General features: G+C 64.2%; 13 protein-coding genes. 8 read left to right on the top strand and 5 right to left on the bottom strand.

Annotated elements, in window-relative coordinates:
- Positions 1–57: 57 nt before the first annotated feature.
- Positions 58–597 carry an META domain-containing protein gene (locus tag VOM14_RS15700; protein ID WP_327629634.1) on the bottom strand — a complete coding sequence of 180 codons (540 nt, stop codon included), beginning with the start codon at positions 595–597 and terminating at the stop codon, positions 58–60.
- A gap of 150 nt (positions 598–747) precedes the next feature.
- On the opposite strand from VOM14_RS15700, the gene purT reads away from it, so the two are divergent.
- The 6 genes from purT to VOM14_RS15670 all read left to right on the top strand — a co-directional run bounded on the left by purT (position 748) and on the right by VOM14_RS15670 (position 7,936).
- Entirely contained in the window at positions 748–1,962 is a 1,215-nt protein-coding gene (gene purT, locus VOM14_RS15695) for a formate-dependent phosphoribosylglycinamide formyltransferase (protein ID WP_327629633.1), read from the top strand.
- Positions 1,963–2,020: 58 nt separating this feature from the next.
- Entirely contained in the window at positions 2,021–2,260 is a 240-nt protein-coding gene (locus tag VOM14_RS15690) for a DUF6726 family protein (protein ID WP_327629939.1), read from the top strand.
- A 21-nt stretch (positions 2,261–2,281) separates the two neighbouring features.
- Positions 2,282–2,638: an MliC family protein gene (locus VOM14_RS15685; protein WP_327629632.1), complete on the top strand. Its 357-nt coding sequence runs from the start codon at positions 2,282–2,284 to the stop codon at positions 2,636–2,638.
- 239 nt (positions 2,639–2,877) lie between these two features.
- On the top strand, positions 2,878–4,530 hold the full coding sequence (locus tag VOM14_RS15680) for an acetolactate synthase large subunit (protein WP_327629631.1): 1,653 nt from the start codon (positions 2,878–2,880) through the stop codon (positions 4,528–4,530).
- A gap of 57 nt (positions 4,531–4,587) precedes the next feature.
- On the top strand, positions 4,588–6,024 hold the full coding sequence (locus tag VOM14_RS15675; protein ID WP_327629630.1) for an aldehyde dehydrogenase family protein: 1,437 nt from the start codon (positions 4,588–4,590) through the stop codon (positions 6,022–6,024).
- Positions 6,025–6,463: 439 nt separating this feature from the next.
- A complete protein-coding gene (locus VOM14_RS15670; RefSeq protein ID WP_327629629.1) occupies positions 6,464–7,936 on the top strand; it encodes a DEAD/DEAH box helicase in 1,473 nt (490 codons plus the stop codon).
- Positions 7,937–7,972: 36 nt separating this feature from the next.
- On the opposite strand, the gene gluQRS is transcribed toward VOM14_RS15670, so the two are convergent.
- Together gluQRS and VOM14_RS15660 are read right to left on the bottom strand one after the other, a co-directional pair.
- Positions 7,973–8,857 (bottom strand): tRNA glutamyl-Q(34) synthetase GluQRS, encoded by an 885-nt coding sequence (gene gluQRS / locus VOM14_RS15665; RefSeq protein ID WP_327629628.1) that lies wholly within the window; start codon positions 8,855–8,857, stop codon positions 7,973–7,975.
- Positions 8,858–9,020: 163 nt separating this feature from the next.
- Positions 9,021–9,884, bottom strand: a complete 864-nt coding sequence (locus VOM14_RS15660; protein ID WP_327629627.1) for a sulfurtransferase — start codon at positions 9,882–9,884, stop codon at positions 9,021–9,023.
- Between the two features lie 353 nt (positions 9,885–10,237).
- Between VOM14_RS15660 and dnaE the strand changes: the two genes are divergently transcribed.
- Positions 10,238–13,819 carry a DNA polymerase III subunit alpha gene (gene dnaE, locus VOM14_RS15655; RefSeq protein ID WP_327629626.1) on the top strand — a complete coding sequence of 1,194 codons (3,582 nt, stop codon included), beginning with the start codon at positions 10,238–10,240 and terminating at the stop codon, positions 13,817–13,819.
- Here dnaE and VOM14_RS15650 read toward each other — a convergent pair.
- On the bottom strand, positions 13,813–14,604 hold the full coding sequence (locus VOM14_RS15650) for a glycosyltransferase family 2 protein (protein ID WP_327629625.1): 792 nt from the start codon (positions 14,602–14,604) through the stop codon (positions 13,813–13,815). The two genes, dnaE and VOM14_RS15650, sit on opposite strands and share 7 nt — an antisense overlap.
- A 168-nt stretch (positions 14,605–14,772) precedes the next feature.
- Positions 14,773–14,991, bottom strand: a complete 219-nt coding sequence (locus VOM14_RS15645) for a hypothetical protein (protein ID WP_327629951.1) — start codon at positions 14,989–14,991, stop codon at positions 14,773–14,775.
- On the opposite strand from VOM14_RS15645, the gene msbA reads away from it, so the two are divergent.
- Entirely contained in the window at positions 14,909–16,672 is a 1,764-nt protein-coding gene (msbA, locus tag VOM14_RS15640; RefSeq protein WP_327629938.1) for a lipid A export permease/ATP-binding protein MsbA, read from the top strand. The genes VOM14_RS15645 and msbA overlap by 83 nt on opposite strands.
- The last annotated feature ends 142 nt before the right edge of the window (positions 16,673–16,814 follow it).

Below are 16,814 nucleotides of genomic sequence, written 5' to 3'. Positions count from 1 at the left end.
TCCGCGCGCGGGACCGTCCACGCGCCGCCACGCTTCAGCTCGCCTTCAGCTCGCCTTCTATTTCGCGCTGCGCTCGAACACCAGCGTGTCGCCGTTGTCGAGCACGAGCTGCATCTGCTGCGGCGCGCGCATCTGCACGCCAGTCCGCTCGATATGCGTCAGCGCGTTCAGATACGCGCTCTCGATCGCTCCGCCCGCCGTCGCGCACGCCATGCGCGTGCCGCCGAGCGTGTCGAAACTGAGCTTGCCGTCCTTCAGCGCGTACGAGCCCATGTAGCGGTTGCAGCCGGAAAAGCCGCTCGCGTGGCGCTGGCCCGTCGCCGTGGAAAGCGTGAGCGTGATCGGCGCGCCGAGATTCGCGAACGGAACCGTGCGCGCCGTGCCGTCCGCCTGCTTCCATGCGGTGAGGGTCCAGCTCGTGTCGTCGAGCAATTGCGTGGCGGCCGGGTTGAACGGATCGGGCGCGGCCGCTTCAGCATCAGGATGCTTCGGGATCGCGCAGGCGCACAGCAGCGCGGTGACGCTCAATGCGGCCAGCGCCGTGCGCGCGTAGGGAGCGATGCGCGCGAGACGTCGCGTGGAGAAGCTGGGGTGCATAGGCGTCGTTCCTCTTCAAACTGGCGAAGGCGTAAGGGTAACGCACTAAGCGCGCGGCGCGCGAGCGCGGCGGCGTGCGGCGAAGGGCCCGCATGTTAACATCGTGCTCTACCCAATCCCACCCTCATCCGACTTTTATCTGGAGACCCCATGCAGATCGGCCAACGGATCGGCACGCCCCTTTCTGAATCCGCCACGCGCGTCATGCTGCTCGGCGCCGGCGAACTCGGCAAGGAAGTGATCATCGCGCTGCAACGGCTGGGTGTGGAGGTGATCGCCGTCGACCGTTATCCGAATGCGCCGGGCCACCAGGTCGCGCATCGCTCGCATGTGATCGACATGACCGATCACGCCGCGTTGCGCGCACTCGTCGAACAGGAGCGTCCGCATCTGATCGTGCCGGAGATCGAGGCGATCGCGACCGACGCGCTGGCCGAAATAGAACGCGCCCGTCTCGCCGAAGTGATTCCGACCGCGCGCGCCACGCAGCTCACCATGAATCGCGAAGGCATCCGCCGTCTCGCCGCCGAGGAACTCGGTTTGCCCACCTCGCCGTATGCCTTCGCCGATTCGCTCGACGAACTGCGCGCGGGCATCGCCAAGGTCGGTTATCCGTGCGTGGTGAAGCCGGTGATGTCGTCCTCGGGCAAGGGGCAATCGGTGCTGCGAAGCGACGCCGACGTCGAACCGGCCTGGCGCTATGCCATGGCCGGCGGCCGCGTGAATCATGGCCGCGTGATCGTGGAAGGCTTTATCGACTTCGAGTACGAAATCACGCAACTGACGGTGCGCGCGGTCGATCCGGCGAGCGGCCAGGTCGCGACGTACTTCTGCGATCCGATCGGTCACGTGCAGGTGGCCGGAGACTATGTCGAATCGTGGCAGCCGCAGCCCATGAGCCCGCTCGCGCTCGAACGGTCGCGCGAGGTGGCGCACAAGGTCACGGCCGCGCTCGGCGGCCGGGGCCTGTTCGGCGTGGAGCTTTTCGTGCGCGGCGACGAGGTGTGGTTCTCGGAAGTCAGCCCGCGTCCGCACGACACAGGTCTCGTCACGCTGTGCTCGCAACGCTTTTCCGAGTTCGAGCTGCATGCGCGCGCGATCCTCGGTTTGCCGGTCGATACGTCGCTGCGTGCGGCGGGGGCGTCGGCGGTGATTTACGGCGGGCTGGACGAGGCGGGCATCGCGTTCGAAGGCGTCGCCGCCGCGCTGGCGGTGCCGAATGCGGACTTGCGCCTGTTCGGCAAGCCGGAGAGTTTCACGAAGCGCCGCATGGGCGTCGCGCTCGCCACGGGCGAGAACATCGGCGAGGCGCTCTCGCGCGCGAAAGAGGCCGCGGCGGCGGTGCGTCCGGTGTCGGCGAAATAAGCTCGGTATGAAGTCGGCGCGTGAAATGGAAGACGGGCTCATCGAAGTCGAGGTACTTATGTTGCAAGAATCGTCGCAAGCGTCGCGTCACGGCGTGTCGCGTGGGCCGGCACGGCGCCGCACGGCCGCCCGCCTGGGCGCGCTCGGCGTGCTGCTCGCGCTGTCGGCCGGACTGACGGGATGCGGGCTCGCGGCCGCGCCCTGCCGCATCGCGTCGGCCGGGTTGAAGATCGTGCCGCTGGTCGGACACGTGGCGGCCGCGCCGACCGACGCGTGCGCCGACGTGATCGACCCCTGATCCGCCACAACTGAGGCTCCAATGAAAAAACGGCTGGTTGCAATGACTCTGGCGGCGGCATGCGGCAGCGCGTTTGCCGCTCCCTTGCATCTCGACGACGTTCAGACCAGAAACCGTCAAACGCATAAGTACACGTGCGCGACCGGCAAGATCCTGCACGTCACGTACTGGAACACCGCCAACGGCCAGAGCTTTGCGCTCGTGCCGGTGAAGGGCAAGCAACTGCTGTTCGTCAACACGATCGCGGCGTCGGGCGCGAAATATCAGGCAGGCAGCTACACGTGGTGGACCAAAGGGCCGCGCGCCGATCTCTACGACGCCATGGCCGGCGACAATGCGCCGCCGTTGTTGTCCGACTGCGTCACCATCAATCGCTGAGCGTCGTGCGGCGGCTTCCAGCTGGGCCGCCGCCCATCTCCTGCACATTTTCCGCTTCCGCTTCGCAGCATGCTCTGTCGGCGTACATCGATCGCTCCCGAGTAGTAAGCTGTCCGGCGTGACATCCGTCATGCCGCTGTTGTTTTTCTGATTGCCGTCTTCCTAGTCTCCGATCGTCCGTTTCCGCTCACCCACGGCCAGGCTTGCCGCCTGCGTCCGTACCATCAAGCGAGATCGCCATGAAAGCATCGGACCTGTTCGTCAAATCGCTGGAAGCCGAGGGTGTCGAGTACGTGTTCGGCATTCCCGGCGAAGAAAATCTCGATCTTCTCGAATCGCTGCGCCGCTCGAAAATCCGCCTGATTCTCACGCGCCACGAACAGGCGGCGGGCTTCATGGCCGCGACTTACGGGCGTCTCACGGGCCGCAGCGGCGTGTGTCTCGCGACGCTCGGCCCTGGCGCCACCAACTTCGTGACGGCCGCCGCCTACGCGCAGCTAGGCGGCATGCCGATGCTGATGGTCACCGGGCAGAAGCCGATCAAGTCGAGCAAGCAGGGGCATTTCCAGATCGTCGATGTCGTGCGGATGATGGAGCCGCTCACCAAATACACGCGCCAGATCGTGTCGATCGCCAATATTCCGGCGGCGGTGCGCGAGGCCGTGCGGCAAGCCGAAGAAGAGCGCCCCGGCGCCACGCATCTCGAACTGCCCGAAGACGTCGCGCATGAGGAAGGCGACGGCAAGCCGATTCCGAAGAGCTACAGCCGCCGCCCCGTCGCGGAGGAAAAAGCGGTGGCGCGCGCGGTCGAGGCGATCACGAACGCGAAACATCCGCTCCTCATGATCGGCGCGGGCGGCAATCGCAAGACCACGACGAAGATGCTGCGCGAGTTCGTCGACCAGATCGGCATTCCGTTTTTCACGACGCAAATGGGCAAGGGCGTGATCGACGAATCGCATCCGATGTGGCTCGGCAACGCGACCTTGTCCGACGGCGACTTCGTGCACCGCGCCATCGAACACGCCGACTGCATCATCAATGTCGGGCACGACGTGATCGAGAAGCCGCCGTTTTTCATGCGCAGCGGCGAAGCTGGCGAGAAAACGGTGATTCACGTGAACTTCCTCGGCGCGGAAGTCGATACGGTCTATTTTCCGCAGATCGAAGTGGTCGGCGACATCGCCAACGCCGTCTGGCAGCTGAAGGAGAGTCTGAAGGCGCGCCAGGAGCATTGGGACTTCACGCGCTTCAAGGAAATCAAGGCGCACTTCGAGGCGCATCTCGTGAAAGGCCAGCATGACGACCGCTTTCCGATGTATCCGGTACGGCTCGTGAACGACGTCTACGAGACCACGCCGGTGGACGGCATCGTGTGTCTGGACAACGGCATGTACAAGATCTGGTTCGCGCGCTACTACCGCGCGCACGAGCCGAATTCGCTGCTGCTCGACAATGCGCTTGCTTCGATGGGCGCGGGTTTGCCGTCGGCGATCGCGACAAAAATCGTGCACCCGGACCGCCAGGTCATGGCCGTGTGCGGCGACGGCGGCTTCATGATGAATTCGCAGGAACTGGAAACGGCGGTGCGTCTGAAGCTCGATCTGGTGATCCTGATCTTGCGCGACGACGCCTTTGGCATGATCCGCTGGAAGCAGGAGAACATGAATTTCCCCGATTACGGCATGACGCTCGCCAATCCGGATTTCGTCGCCTATGCGCAGAGTTACGGCGCGAAGGGGTATCGGATCGAAGCGGCGGCGCAATTCGCGCCGCTCCTGCGCGAATGTTTCGCGACGCCGGGCGTGCATGTGATCGACCTGCCCATCGACTATTCGGATAACGAGCGCGTGCTGAACCGCGAGATCAAGCGGCTCTCCGCGCAACTGTGAGCGGCGCGGCTGTTGCGCGCGCGCTGCCGCTGTCATCTATCGGAAGGAGAACGCGTCATGTTGAACAAAACCTATCCGTACTACCTCGCGAACGAAGCGGTCGCGGCCAACACGGACCTCGAAGTCACCGACAAATTCAGCGGCGAAGTCGCGACCCGTGTCGCCATGGCCGACGCGGCCGCGATCGACAAGGCCATCGGCTTCGCGGTCGGCGCCATGCCCGCGTTGCGCGCGTTCCCGCCGTTCAAGCGCCAGGCGGTGCTCGAACATTGCGTGAAGCGCTTTCGCGAGCGTTATGACGAACTGGCGCTCGCGCTGTGCATCGAGGCGGGCAAGCCGATCAACGACTCGAAGGGCGAGGTCACGCGCCTCATCGACACGTTCAAGGTCGCCGCCGAGGAAGCCGTGCGGATCGACGGCGAGATCGTCAATCTGCAGATTTCGCCGCGCGCAAAGGGCTATCACGCGTATGTGAAGCGCGTGCCGATCGGCCCGTGCTCGTTTATTTCGCCGTTCAACTTTCCGCTGAATCTGACCGCGCACAAGGTCGCGCCCGCGATTGCGGCGGGCGTGCCGTTCGTGTTGAAACCGGCGAGCCGCACGCCGGTCGGCGCGCTGATCATGGGCGAAATTCTCGCGGAAACCGACTTGCCGAAGGGCGCGTTCTCCATTTTGCCTGCGCATCGCGACGGCGCGGACCTCTTCACCACCGACGAGCGCTTCAAGCTGCTCTCGTTCACGGGCTCGCCCGCGGTCGGCTGGGAACTGAAGAAGAAGGCGGGCAAGAAGAAGGTGATTCTCGAACTCGGCGGCAATGCGGCGGCGATCGTCGACGGCGATCAGGCCGGCAAGCTCGACTACGTGATCGAGCGGCTCGCGTTCGGCGCGTTCTATCAGTCGGGGCAAAGCTGCATCGGCGTGCAGCGGATTCTTGCGCACACGAGCCTCTACGACGCGCTGCGCGAGAAGCTGATCGCCAAAACGAAGTCGCTTGTGATGGGCGATCCGAAAGACGAAAAGACCTTCGTCGGGCCGATGATTTCCGAGTCGGAATCCAGACGCCTCGCTGGCTGGATGGACAGCGCGGTGCAGGCGGGCGCGAAAATCGTCGCGGGCGGCAAGGTGGACGGCGCGATGTTCGAGGCCACGCTCGTCGAAAACGTGAAGCGCGACAGCGACCTGTATCGCAAGGAAGCGTTTGGGCCGGTTGCGATTCTGGAGCGTTTCGACGATTTCGACGCCGCGCTCGCGACCGTCAACGACAGCGACTTCGGGTTGCAGGCCGGCGTGTTCACCGATTCGCTAGCGCATGCGCACCGCGCCTGGGACGAACTCGAAGTGGGCGGCGTGGTGATCAACGACGTGCCGTCGTTTCGCGTCGACAACATGCCGTATGGCGGCGTGAAGGACTCGGGGCTTGGCCGCGAGGGCGTGCGCTACGCGATCGAAGACATGACCGAAATCCGTCTGATGGTGATGCGCGAGACGTGGTGACGCTTGGGGCGCAGGTTTGCGCGCGTGGGCGGATTAGTCTGCGCAAACGGGCGCGTGGATGCGCTCGCGCTTTGTCACGCGGCTGTCGCACGCGCTCACTACGCTCGCAGCGAGCCGCGAGGGCGTTCGTGCGGGCGTCCGCTTGGGCGTTTGTCCGGGTGTCGCACGGCGCCTCGGCTGTCGGCGTCCGGCGAGCGTCGGCGGAGCTTTCACCGTGCAAGCAGAAAGCCCACGCATGCGCCATGAGTGTTTTTGCTGAAGTGCTACAATACCGCCCTTTCCGGTGGGTGTTTCCGCCGGCCGGAGCCGGCCGCATTCTTTCCCGCAATACCGACGGGTCCCGTGCGGAACGCCGTGGCTCCGCCTTCATCCTGATGCCTTCTGCGGTTCCGACCGCTGCCGCGCGCACGCGCCAAGCGCATTTTTAGCGAAAGCCACCATGTCCGACACAGCCGTCACGCCCAGCACTGCGACTTTTGATCAATTCGGTCTCGCGCCCGACATTCTGAAAGCAGTCAAGGAATCGGGCTACACCACGCCCACGCCGATCCAGGCGCAGGCCATTCCTGTCGTGCTGGCAGGCCGCGACGTCATGGGCGCCGCGCAGACCGGCACCGGCAAGACCGCGAGCTTCTCGCTGCCGATCATCCAGCGCCTGTTGCCGCAGGCGAACACGAGCGCTTCGCCGGCCCGCCATCCGGTCCGCGCGCTGATTCTCACGCCGACTCGCGAACTGGCCGATCAGGTCGCCGCGAATGTGCAGTCGTATGCCAAACACACCGCGCTGCGCAGCGCCGTGGTGTTCGGCGGCGTGGACATGAACCCGCAGTCCGAGCAATTGCGCCGCGGCGTGGAAATTCTGATCGCCACGCCGGGCCGCCTGCTCGATCACGTGCAACAAAAAACCGCCAACCTCGGCCAGGTGCAGATTCTCGTGCTTGACGAAGCCGACCGGATGCTCGACATGGGCTTCCTGCCGGATTTGCAGCGCATTCTGAACCTGCTGCCGAAAGAGCGTCAGACGCTGCTGTTTTCGGCCACGTTCTCGGGCGAAATCAAGAAGCTGGCCGCCACGTATCTGCGCAATCCGCAAACTATCGAAGTCGCGCGCAGCAACTCGACGGCGACCAATGTCACGCAGATCGTCTACGAAGTCGCCGAGGGCGACAAGACAGGCGCCGTCGTTCAACTGATTCGTGAGCGCAGCCTGAAGCAGGTGATCGTGTTCTGCAACAGCAAGATCGGCGCGAGCCGTCTCGCGCGCAGTCTGGAGCGCGACGGCGTGGTCGCGACGGCGATTCACGGCGACCGCTCGCAGAACGAGCGCATGCAGGCGCTGGACGCGTTCAAGCGCGGCGAGATCGAGGCGCTGGTGGCAACCGACGTGGCCGCCCGTGGTCTCGACATCGCCGAACTGCCGGCCGTTATCAACTTCGATCTGCCCTTCAACGCGGAAGACTACGTGCACCGCATCGGGCGTACCGGCCGTGCCGGTGCTTCGGGCGACGCGCTCTCGCTGTGCAGCCCGAACGAGCGCAAGCAACTGGCCGATATCGAAAAGCTGATCAAGCGTCCGCTGGACGTGCAGCGTCTGACCGTGGATGCACCCGTGCGTCACCATCACGAAGACCGCGCGCCGCGGCGCGAACGCAGCGAGAGCCGTGAGGGCCGCGAGGAGCGGGGCGGTCGCCGCCGCGTGGGCGCGTCGTCGGGTTCGTTCGACCGGCCGCATCATCACCGTGCGCAGCCTGTGGACGATTTCTTCCTGAAGCCTTATGAGCCGTCGCCTGCTTCGATTCGCAAGGTGGAAGAGGCCGAGGCGGCGGGTTCCGCGCCGCAGAAGTCGTCTTCGAAGCAGCCGCTCGCGGCGTTGCTGGGCGGCTTTGGTATGCCGCGGAAGTCGTCGTCGTAAATTTGCGGGTTTGGGCTTCGCGTGTAGCGGCCGGATTTACCCGCTCACGCTCATGCGCGTTGACCATGCCGCGGTGGCCGCGGCATAAAAATCTTCCAGTGTGGCGCGCGCGCCGCCCTCCAGATCCAGTCCCAGATGACGTGCCGCGGCGTTCAGCGCGTCAAGCGGCTTGTCGCAGTCGAGCGCGGTCGCGCCGTTCTGTTTGCTGAGCTTCTCGCCGTGCTCGTTCGTCACCACCGGCACGTGCAAATACTCGGGCGTCGGCACGCCGAGACACTGCTGCAGATAAATCTGCCTCGCCGTTGAATCCATCAGATCCGCGCCTCGCACGATGTGCGTGATGCCCGCGTCCGCGTCGTCCACCACGACCGCGAGTTGATACGCCCATTGGTCGTCCGCCCGTCTGAGCACGAAATCCCCGACCTCGGTGGCGAGGTTTTGCATTTGCTTGCCCTGCCAGCGATCCATAAACGTGACGACCGCCGCGTCGCCGTCCGGCACGCGCAGGCGCCACGCGCGCGCCGGCTTGCCGTGCAGTCCGCTGCGGCAAGTGCCCGGATAGGCGAGCGTGGTATTGCGGGCGTGCGCGTGCAGCAGCGAATCGGCGATTTCCTTGCGCGTGCAGCCGCACGGGTAGACGAGACCCGCCGCCTTCAATTGTTCGAGCGCCTGCTGATAGCGCGCGAGGCGCGTGCTTTGCCAGACGGGCGGCTCGTCGGCGCGCATGCCGAAGCGTTCGAGCGTCGCGAGGATGTCGTGCGCGGCGCCCCGCACCGTGCGCGGGCCGTCGATATCTTCCACGCGAACGAGCCATGCGCCCCGATGCGCGCGGGCATCGAGCCAGCTTGCCAGGGCGCTCACCAGCGAACCGAAATGCAGCGGCCCGGTAGGCGACGGCGCGAAGCGTCCGCGATAGTTCATGAATCGATGCGTTGGCGGTTGTGATTCCGTTGTTGCGCTGGGGCGCACGGCGCGGTCAGCTACAAATTCAGCGCGCTGGATGAAACCGGCGCGCCGCGCGCCGCAGCCAAATCACGCGTGTGGCCGGCATGACGTCCTGTTTGCATCAACCGCGCTGCCGCTGTCAGGCGGCGCGCGCCGCCTTGCTGTCCGGATGGCATTCCGGACACGTCTTGCCCGCGACATACATGGGCGACTTTTGCGCCTCAGGCGTGACCACCGCCCGGCAGCCGAAGCATTGCGCGGTCGCGGTCGGCTCGAGCTGCGGATTCAGCGCGGTGCGATAGTCGAACACGAAGCAATCACCGTGGTAATGCGCGCCGCCCACTTCCTCGAAATATTTGAGGATGCCGCCCTCGAGCTGATACACGTTCTCGATGCCCACTTCTTTCATATGGATCGCGGCCTTCTCGCAGCGAATGCCGCCGGTGCAAAACGACACGACCGTTTTGCCTTCGAGATCCGCGCGATTCTGTTCGATCACTTCCGGAAACTCGCTGAATTTCGCGATGCGATAGTCGAGCGCGTTGTCGAACGTGCCGACGTCCACTTCGAACGCATTGCGCGTGTCGAGCATGACGACCGGGCGTCCCGCGTCGTCATGACCGCGGTCGAGCCACGCTTTCAGCGTGGGCGCGTCGACGAATGGCGCGCGGCCCAGTTCCGGCCGAATGGCCGGCTTCTTCATGGTGATGATTTCGCGCTTGAGCTTGACGAGCATGCGCGTAAACGGCTGCTTTTCCGACACGCTTTCCTTGAATTGCAGATTCGCGAACTTGCCCTCGAAAAGCGGGTCGTGACGGATGTAGTCGATAAACGCGTCTGTGTTGTCGCGCGTGCCCGCGACGAACAGGTTGATGCCTTCGGGCGCGAGCAGAACGGTGCCGCGCAAGCCGAGCGCGTTGCAGCGCTCCGTGACGTGCGGGCGCCAGGCGGCGGTGTCTTCGATGGTCGCGAAATGATACGCGGCGAGATTGACGATACTCATGTGTGTCCAGCGGTAATAGTGGCGACGGCGTCGGAAATAAATTGGGGCGGGTAAATTCCGGCCCTGGCGGGCGCGAATGGAAAACCCTCTGATGCCCCGTGCCGCGGCCACGTCGAATAGGGCGAAACCCATATTATCCCTCAACCCGGCACTTTCCCCGACTCGGCCGAATGGCCAATTGGTTGCGATAGCGCAAATGGCGCGCGAACTCGCGCGGATTTTGTCCGTACGCGGCCAGGGAAATCCTCAAAAAAACGTGGAAGCGCCAATGCGCGGGACTTGCGCGGGCGCGTCTTAAGCCGGACGGCTAACACGCGGTTTGGCGCTGAAAACTCCGGATGGGTGGAGTTACAATGTCGGCCATGTCAGATCCCCGCTTCGTACATCTTCGCGTCCACTCCGAATTCTCGATTGCCGACGGCATCGTGCGCCTTGACGACGTCGTCAAGGCGGCGGCCAAAGACGGTCAGGGCGCGCTCGCTCTCACCGACCTCGGCAACGCGTTCGGCCTCGTCCGTTTTTATAAAGAAGCGCGCGGCAAAGGGGTCAAACCCATTGCCGGCTGCGACGTCTGGATCACGAATCCGGACGACCGCGACAAGCCTTCGCGTTTGCTGCTGCTGGTCAAGGACCGGCGCGGCTATCTGAACCTGTGCGAACTGCTTAGCAAGGCCTCGCTCACGAATCAGTATCGCGGTCGCGCGGAAGTGGAAGCCGGCTGGCTCGAATCCGGTCTGGGCGAAGGTTTGCTCGCGTTGTCGGGCGCGCAACAGGGCGACGTCGGCCTCGCGCTTGCCGCGGGCAATGAGGAAGCGGCGAGGCGCAACGCGCTGCATTGGGCGAAGGTTTTTCCGGGCGGCTTCTATATCGAATTGCAGCGTTGCGCTCAGCCGGGCGGCGAGCAATACGTGCAGCAGGCGGTCGCGCTGGCGGCTTCGTTGAAATTGCCGGTGGTCGCCACGCACGCCATGCAGTTCATGACGCCGGACGACTTTACCGCGCACGAAGCGCGCGTGTGCATTTCCGAAGGCGACATACTCGCCAATCCGCGGCGCCAGAAGCGCTTCACGGCCGAGCAATATTTCCGCACGCAAGCAGACATGACCGCGCTGTTCGCGGACATTCCGTCGGCGCTTGCGAACACGGTGGAAATCGCCAGGCGTTGCAATCTCACGCTCGAACTCGGCAAGCCGAAGCTGCCGCTCTTTCCCACGCCCGACGGCATGTCGCTCGACGACTACCTCGTGCAGCTGTCGAAAGAGGGACTGGAAAAGCGGCTCGAGCAGTTGTATCCGGATGAAGCCGAGCGCGCCGCGCAGCGCGACACGTATTACCAGCGCCTCGAATTCGAGTGCGGCACGATCATCAAAATGGGCTTTCCTGGCTACTTCCTGATCGTTGCGGACTTCATCAACTGGGCGAAGAACAACGGCGTGCCGGTCGGTCCCGGCCGGGGTTCCGGCGCGGGTTCGCTCGTCGCGTACGCGCTTGGCGTTACCGACCTCGATCCGCTGCGCTACAACCTGCTGTTCGAACGTTTTCTGAATCCGGAACGCGTGTCGATGCCTGACTTCGACATCGACTTCTGTCAGCACGGCCGCGACCGCGTGATCCAGTACGTGAAGGAGAAGTACGGCGCGGACGCCGTGTCGCAGATCGCGACCTTCGGCACGATGGCGGCGAAGGCGGCGGTGCGCGACATCGGCCGCGTGCTCGACCTCGGCTATATGTTCACCGACGGCATCGCCAAGCTGATTCCGTTCAAGCCGGGCAAGCACGTCACGATTGCCGACGCAATGAAGGAAGAGCCGCTCCTGCAGGAGCGCTTCGACAACGAAGACGAAGTCCATCAGCTGCTCGAACTCGCGCAGCGCGTGGAAGGCCTGACGCGCAACGTCGGCATGCACGCGGGCGGCGTGCTTATCGCGCCCGGCAAGCTGACCGATTTCTGCCCGCTCTACACGCAGGGCGACGAAAGCGGCGTCGTGAGCCAGTACGACAAGGACGACGTCGAAGCCGTCGGCCTCGTGAAGTTCGACTTTCTGGGCCTCACCACGCTGACCATTCTCGACTGGGCCGAGCGCTATATCCGCCGTCTCGATCCGTCGAAGAAAGACTGGTCGCTCGGGCAAGTGCCGCTCGACGATCCGGCGTCGTTCTCGATTCTCAAGAAAGCGAATACGGTCGCCGTGTTCCAGCTGGAAAGCCGCGGCATGCAGGGCATGCTGAAAGACGCGCAGCCCGACCGCTTCGAGGACATCATCGCGCTCGTCGCGTTGTACCGTCCGGGCCCGATGGACCTGATCCCGAGCTTCTGCGCGCGTAAGCACGGCCGCGAAGTGGTGGAGTATCCGGACCCGCGCGTCGAACCTGTTCTGAAAGAGACCTACGGCATCATGGTCTACCAGGAGCAGGTGATGCAGATGGCGCAGATCATCGGCGGCTACTCGCTCGGCGGCGCGGACTTGCTGCGCCGCGCGATGGGTAAGAAGAAGGCCGAGGAAATGGCCCAGCACCGCGAGATTTTTGCGGAAGGCGCGGCCAAAAACGGCCTCGCGCGCGAGAAGTCGGACGAAATCTTCGACTTGATGGAGAAGTTCGCGGGCTACGGCTTCAACAAATCCCACGCGGCCGCGTATGCGCTGCTCGCCTATTACACCGCGTGGCTGAAGGCGCATCATCCGGCGGAATTCATGGCGGCGAATATGTCGCTCGCCATGGACGACACGGACAAGGTCAAGATTCTTTTCGAAGACTGCCTTGTCAACAAGATGGCCGTGCTGCCGCCGGACATCAATCTGTCGGCGTATCGCTTCGAGCCGGTCGCGGAAGCGGACGGCAAGCGTTCGAAAACCATCCGCTACGGCCTTGGCGCGATTAAGGGCAGCGGTCAGAATGCGATCGAAGAAATCCTGCGCGCGCGCGAAGAAGGTCCGTTCATCGACATCTTCGACTTCTGCAACCGGATCGACCGCCGCATCGTCAATCGCCGCACGGTTGAAGCGCTGATCCGCTCGGGCGCGTTCGACACCTTGCATCAGAACCGGGCTCAACTGATCGCGTCCGTTTCGCTCGCCATGGAAGCCGCCGAGCAGGCGAGCGCGAATGCGCTGCAAGCCGGCCTCTTCGATATGGGCGACGCGCCGTCGCAAGGTCACGAACTGCTCGACGAGCCGGAGTGGCCGGAAAAGAAAAAGCTGCAGGAAGAGAAGGCCGCGCTCGGCTTCTATCTGTCGGGCCATCTGTTCGACGCATACAAGGACGAAGTGCGCCGCTTCGTGCGCCAGAAAATCGGCGAACTGAAGGAAGGGCGCGACAAACTGGTCGCGGGCATCATCGCATCGCTGCGCACGCAGATGACCCAGCGCGGCAAGATGCTGATCGCGCTTCTTGACGACGGCACGGGTCAATGCGAGGTGACGGTCTTTAACGAAACCTTCGAAGCGAACAAGCAATTGTTCAAGGAAGACGAACTGCTCGTCGTGCAAGGCCAGGCGCGTAACGACGCGTTCACGGGCGGTATCCGCTTCACGGTCGAGACGGTCATGGATCTTGGCCGCGCGCGCTGCCGCTATGCGGAGGCCGTCAAGGTGCAAATGAACGGCAACGCGGATGCGCTGGCGTTGCGGCGCGTGCTCGAAGCGCATAGCGCGGGCAAGGACGAGCCGCAAGCCACGCCGGCGCCGGTGGCGTCATCGCGCGCGGGCAATGGCGGCGGGCGCAATGGCGGCTACGGTGGCTTCGGCGGCGATAGTGGCCGTCAGCGTCAGGCCGTGCAGATTCCTAACGGGCTCGCCGTTCAGGTGGTGTACCGCAGCGAGAACGCCGAAGGCGAAATGCGTCTTGGCGACGCATGGCGCGTGAAACCGACCGACGAACTGCTCGCCGACCTGCGCGGCCAGTTTGCGGGCAGCGCGATCGAGATCGTCTATTGAGGCGGGTGCAAGTGCGGGCGCGGCTGCGAGCGTGATTCCTCGCCAAGCCGCGCGAGTTTCAGAAAGCGGTAGTACACCGTTTCCGCGTTGAAGAGCGCGATCATGAAGCCGGCGCGGCCGTCGAGAAAACCTCGCCGCAGTACATAGGTTCGCACGAACGCCCAGGCGCCGCGGCCCAGCGCCTTGCCGAAACTGCCGCGTTGACCTGCCGCATGGCGCTGCTGCGCGCCGGCGCTCGAATACGCGTCGAGCTTGCGCAACACGCCCTCGAAATTTTCGTACGAGTAGTGCATCAGCTTGCCGGTGAGGCGTTGCGCCGGCGTGTCGAACACGAGACGTTCATGCACGAGGTCGTCGGAGAAACGCGCGGCGCCGCGTTTGAAAAGGCGCGGAATCCAGTCCGGATACCAGCCGCTGTGATGAATCCAGTGGCCGCAAAAACTCGACAGACGGTCTACCGCGTAGACGTCGGCGGCAGGCGCGGCGAGCGCCGCACGAATCGCGGCGGCGAGTTCGGGCGAGACGATTTCGTCGGCGTCGAGCGAGAGAATCCACGTGGTGGCGAGTGCGTCCACCGCGCGGTTTTTTTGCGGACCGAAGCCCGGCCAGTCGGTTTGCTCAATCACGCGGGCGCCGTGTGCGCGCGCGATGTCGGCGGTGCCGTCGGTGCTGCCGCCGTCGATCACCACGATCTGGTCGGCGAACGCCACGGATTGCAGGCATTCGGCCAGCCGCGCCGCCGCGTTTTTGGTGATGAGGGCAACGCCGAGGGTGGTTTCTTGCATACCTGAATGGCCTGATTGCGGAAAGGCGTGGAGGCGGAACGAGGAATGAACGGTGCTACACCGAGCAACGACTCGCGCAACGAGTCGCGCAAGTATACCCAGGCCGCCCGATCCTTCCCTGTTCACCAGATTTCGCACCGGATGCACACTGAACGTCGCGCCAAAACGTCAGCCGGGCGTCGACGTCAACCGTTTACAATGCAGCTTTTCGATCTTCGCGCAACGGGCAACGGCTTGCCGGCGCGAACTTCGTCCCGCATTCCCAGAGGATTCCTTGAGCGCGAAGCCAACTTTAAGCAAACCCATCGGTTCAGGTGAGGCGTCGTCGCCTTCCGTCGTCTTCCGGCGACTGTGGCCGTTCATCAAGCCGCTGCTTTGGGTCGTCATCGGGGCGATCGTGGCGATGGGCGTGAGCGCTGCCACCGACGCCGCCATTCCCGCGCTGCTCAAACCGCTGCTCGACAAAGGGTTCGGCGCGCACGCGAGCAACAAGGCCGCCTGGTTCGTGCCGGTCGCGGTGATCGGCCTCGCGCTGGTGCGCGGCGTGTCGCAATACGCGTCCGCCTATCTGCTTGCGTACGTGTCCAACAAGATTCTGCTGGAACTGCGCCTGAAGATGTTCAACCGCATGATCCATACGAGCGTCGCGTTTTTTCAGCGCGAAACCGCGAGTACCGTGATCAATGCGATCGTCTTCGAGGTCAACCAGATTCTCAACGTGCTGTTGAGCGTGATGGTGACGCTGGTGCGCGACTCGCTCACTGTGATCTTCCTGCTCGGCTATCTGTTCTATCTGAACTGGCGTTTGACGCTGATCGTCGCGGTGTTGCTGCCGGGCATCGGCTGGCTGGTCGGCAAGATCAACCGGCGTCTGCGGCGCCTGAACCGCGAGCATCAACTGCTGACCAACGAGCTGTCCTATATCGTCGAGGAAACGGTGGGCGGCTACAAGGTCGTCAAGGTGCACAACGGCGAGCAGTATGAGATCGACCGCTTTACGTCGATGAGCCGGCGCCTGCGCGGCTACGCCATGCGCATGACGGTTTCCGGCGGCCTGGCGCAGCCGCTGACGCAGTTTCTCGCGTCGATCGCGCTCGCCGTGGTGATCACGATCGCGGTGGTGCAGTCGTCGTCGGATCAGACCACCGTGGGCGGCTTTGTCGCCTTCGTCACGTCCATGCTGCTGATCATTTCGCCGCTCAAGCACCTCATGGACGTCAACCAGCCGCTGCAGCGCGGCATGACGGCGGCCGAGCTGATCTTCGGTCTCATCGACGAACCGGCGGAGCCGGCGGGCGGCGGCAAACCGCTCGAACGCGCGCGCGGCGAAGTGGAGTTTCGCAACGTCTCGTTCGTGTACGCCACTAATGCCACGCACAACCGCCATACGCTGGACCAGGTGTCGTTCAAGGTCGCGCCGGGCGAAATGGTCGCGCTCGCGGGCCCGTCGGGCAGCGGCAAGACCACACTTGTGAATCTGCTGCCGCGCTTTTTCGATCCGAGCGGCGGCGAGATTCTCGTGGACGGCGTGCCGCTCGCCGACTATGACCTGCACGCGCTGCGCAGCCAGATCGCGATGGTGAGCCAGGACGTCGTGCTTTTTAACGACACCGTGGCCAACAACGTCGCGTACGGCCAGACCGCCGAGCGCGACAAGGTCGAAGCCGCGTTGCGGGCGGCCAATCTGTGGGACACGGTCGAGGCCATGCCCAACGGCATCGACACGCTCGTGGGCGATAACGGCATGATGCTGTCGGGCGGCCAGCGGCAGCGTCTCGCGATTGCGCGCGCCATCTACAAGGACGCGCCCATTTTGATTCTCGACGAAGCCACGTCGGCGCTGGATTCGGAGTCCGAGCGCCATGTCCAGGCCGCGCTCGAAACGCTGATGAAGGGCCGCACGACGCTCGTCATCGCCCACCGTTTGTCGACCATCGAGCGCGCGAACCGGATTCTCGTGATGGAAGCAGGGCACATCGCCGAGAGCGGCAGCCATCGCGAACTGCTGACGCACAACGGGCTGTACGCGCATCTGCATCGCATTCAGTTTCAGCAGAACGCGGCCTGAGGTGGCGAGAAGCCGGGTCGTGGTTTGATCGGAAGGGGCGGCGCGGACCGCCCCGGCCGCTTGTGTTCCAGCCGCATCCGACACCAACTCCGGCATTCGGCATGTCCCGGCCTCGCCTCACAACACGACCCCTCGGTAACAC

Origin of the sequence: Paraburkholderia sp. MPAMCS5, assembly GCF_036016995.1 — a bacterium.
Lineage (GTDB): Bacteria > Pseudomonadota > Gammaproteobacteria > Burkholderiales > Burkholderiaceae > Paraburkholderia.
The sequence above is the reverse complement of the archived record's forward strand: the minus strand, read 5'-3'. Positions and strand labels throughout refer to the sequence as shown.

Bases quoted from the DNA above. Each gene is read 5' to 3' on its own strand.
- gluQRS (WP_327629628.1), bottom strand. From the start codon at position 8,857: ATGAACTATCGCGGACGCTTCGCGCCGTCGCCTACCGGGCCGCTGCAT.
- VOM14_RS15680 (WP_327629631.1), top strand. From the start codon at position 2,878: ATGAAAGCATCGGACCTGTTCGTCAAATCGCTGGAAGCCGAGGGTGTC.
- VOM14_RS15700 (WP_327629634.1), bottom strand. From the start codon at position 597: ATGCACCCCAGCTTCTCCACGCGACGTCTCGCGCGCATCGCTCCCTAC.
- purT (WP_327629633.1), top strand. From the start codon at position 748: ATGCAGATCGGCCAACGGATCGGCACGCCCCTTTCTGAATCCGCCACG.
- VOM14_RS15685 (WP_327629632.1), top strand. From the start codon at position 2,282: ATGAAAAAACGGCTGGTTGCAATGACTCTGGCGGCGGCATGCGGCAGC.
- VOM14_RS15645 (WP_327629951.1), bottom strand. From the start codon at position 14,991: ATGACGACCCAAAGCAGCGGCTTGATGAACGGCCACAGTCGCCGGAAG.
- VOM14_RS15675 (WP_327629630.1), top strand. From the start codon at position 4,588: ATGTTGAACAAAACCTATCCGTACTACCTCGCGAACGAAGCGGTCGCG.
- VOM14_RS15650 (WP_327629625.1), bottom strand. From the start codon at position 14,604: ATGCAAGAAACCACCCTCGGCGTTGCCCTCATCACCAAAAACGCGGCG.
- VOM14_RS15690 (WP_327629939.1), top strand. From the start codon at position 2,021: ATGTTGCAAGAATCGTCGCAAGCGTCGCGTCACGGCGTGTCGCGTGGG.
- dnaE (WP_327629626.1), top strand. From the start codon at position 10,238: ATGTCGGCCATGTCAGATCCCCGCTTCGTACATCTTCGCGTCCACTCC.
- VOM14_RS15670 (WP_327629629.1), top strand. From the start codon at position 6,464: ATGTCCGACACAGCCGTCACGCCCAGCACTGCGACTTTTGATCAATTC.
- VOM14_RS15660 (WP_327629627.1), bottom strand. From the start codon at position 9,884: ATGAGTATCGTCAATCTCGCCGCGTATCATTTCGCGACCATCGAAGAC.